We start from the raw sequence: 706 nt of genomic DNA on the forward strand, positions 1-706 counted from the left end.
CGACATTGAAGCAATCAAAAAAGCCAACCTTCGTGTGCTGATTGACCCGATGTTTGGTGTCGCGAAAAACGCACTACAAACCGTCCTAATCAACGGCCGCTGTGAAGTAGACGTGATCAACGACGGAAAAAACCCAGACTTCGGCGGTTTAATGCCTTCTCCAAGTGCTGCGACCCTGTACCGCTTGATGCACCTTGTCGAGCAAGAAGGCTACGACATCGGTATTGGGACTGACGGCGATGCAGACCGTCTTGGTATCATCGATGAGAAAGGCAACTTCATTCATCCAAATGAAGTGCTGATTCTTCTGTATTACTACCTATTGAAATACAAAGGTTGGAAAGGCTCAGTCGTACGTAACATCGCGACAACACACCTATTAGACAAAATCGCCGAAGATCACGGTGAGAAATGTTTTGAGGTTCCAGTGGGCTTCAAACACATCAGCTCGCAAATGGAAGCAGATGACTCACTGATTGGTGGAGAAAGCTCTGGTGGTTTAACTATTCGCGGTCATATCAAAGGTAAAGATGGTGTGTTCGCATCAAGCTTACTGGTTGAAATGATCTCGGTAACGGGCAAAAAGCTGTCTGAGCTACTGGATGAAATCTATGGCAAGTACGGCTACGCGTACATGGCAGAAGGTGATTGCAAATTCAAACCAGCGCAAAAAGAAGTCCTATTCAACAAGATATATGTTGAAAAA

At 45.6% G+C, this 706-nt stretch carries 1 pseudogene; it reads left to right on the forward strand.

The features are described 5' to 3' along the window. Positions 1-706: pseudogene (locus R8N49_RS27160) on the forward strand (phosphoglucomutase/phosphomannomutase family protein); the annotation flags it as partial.

This window comes from Vibrio sp. 1978, assembly GCF_033344345.1.